The organism is Actinosynnema sp. NPDC023658, from assembly GCF_040639995.1.
Lineage (GTDB): Bacteria > Actinomycetota > Actinomycetes > Mycobacteriales > Pseudonocardiaceae > Actinosynnema.
The window spans coordinates 1-1,244 of the sequence record NZ_JBFAAX010001367.1 but is presented as its reverse complement, the minus strand read 5'-3'; the positions used below and the strand labels follow the sequence as shown (position 1 = coordinate 1,244).

At 71.4% G+C, this 1,244-nt stretch carries 2 protein-coding genes; one reads left to right on the top strand and one right to left on the bottom strand.

The annotated features are described in order from the left end of the window. A partial coding sequence (locus AB0G02_RS41035; RefSeq protein WP_360806209.1) for a papain-like cysteine protease family protein occupies nt 1-309 on the bottom strand: 309 nt, incomplete at its 3' end. A gap of 248 nt (nt 310-557) precedes the next feature. Here AB0G02_RS41035 and AB0G02_RS41030 point away from each other — a divergent pair. Next, nucleotides 558-1,124: a hypothetical protein gene (locus AB0G02_RS41030; RefSeq protein ID WP_360806206.1), complete on the top strand. Its 567-nt coding sequence runs from the start codon at nt 558-560 to the stop codon at nt 1,122-1,124. Nucleotides 1,125-1,244: the final 120 nt, after the last annotated feature.

The window sequence follows — 1,244 nt, the reverse complement described above, 5'->3', positions numbered from 1 at the left end:
GGTGCCCGGGTGCGCCATGCCGAGGCTGCTCCACGCCCTCGCCATGTCGTCGAGCGTGGCGGGCTGGTTGTTGCAGCCGTAGTAGGGCTGGGCCCTGGTGCAGAAGTCCGACTGGGTGCTGCCGTAGCCCTGGTACTTGGCGATCGTCAGGCCGGAGGCGGCCCAGCACCACTGGGTCTTCTCCTGCTTCGCCATGGTGATGCCGTCGTACGCCGCTTCCGCCTGGGCCGTGCCCGCGGCGGCCACGAGCAACCCCGAAGCGGCCAGGGCGACGGCCGACACGGCGGTCGCGAACGTGAGTCTGCCCATTTTCCTGCCTTCCCGTGCGATCGGTGCCGGGTGGTCTGGCAGGGATATGACAGCGCGAAATCCCGGTGCCACACAGGAACGGGGTTGAAGTACGCCCACAAGAGTGACCCGGACATCCCGGCCGGGTCCGCCGCACGTCGTCGCCGCTTTCCACCCGATGAGCGCAGTCCCGCACTCTTCGCGGTAGTGGCGACAGCCGGGAGGTGACCTCCCGCTACGGGCCCCGCGGGTGGCCCGAACCCTTTGAGGTGAACGAGGCGGTTTGGTCGGTGGTCGTGCGCGGGTACGGTACCGCCGTGGTGCAGGTGTTCATCCAGCCGTCGTACGGCACGCCCGAAGCCCGCCGGTACGGGACGACCACGCTGGACCGGGCCGTGCCGTTCCGGGACGCGGGCCTGGACCCGTCGGTCCTGGCGCGGTTGGAAGACCTGCACCCCACCGGTCGCGCGCGGTTCTGGGGCGCCACCGCCAAGCACGACCGGCGCATGGCCACCGTGCGCACCGGCGACGTCGTGCTGCTCACCGGGCGGAAGCACGTGCGGGCGATCGGGGAGGTGGGTCTCCCGTTCCGCGACCCCGGGTTCGCCCGTCGACTGTGGAGCCCCGATCCGGGCAAGTGCCTGTGGCCGAACGTCTACAGCCTGCGCCGGTACTGGCGCGTCGAGGTGCCCTACGAGGCGGTCTGGGCGCTGCCGGGGTTCACCACCGGCGACAACTTCATGGGCCTGCGGTTCCTGGACCAGGACCGCTCGGCGGCCGTCCTGGCGCTCACCTCCGACGACCGCCGGCAGCCACCCGAACCCGACGACGACTGATCACCGTCCCCGTGGACGAAGCCCGCCCTGCCCTCATGGTGCGCAGGCTCGCGGAGCGGCCGGAGTCGTTCCTGCACCGGGGGATGGCGGGGATGGTGGGGCTGATCCGGTCGTCCGGGG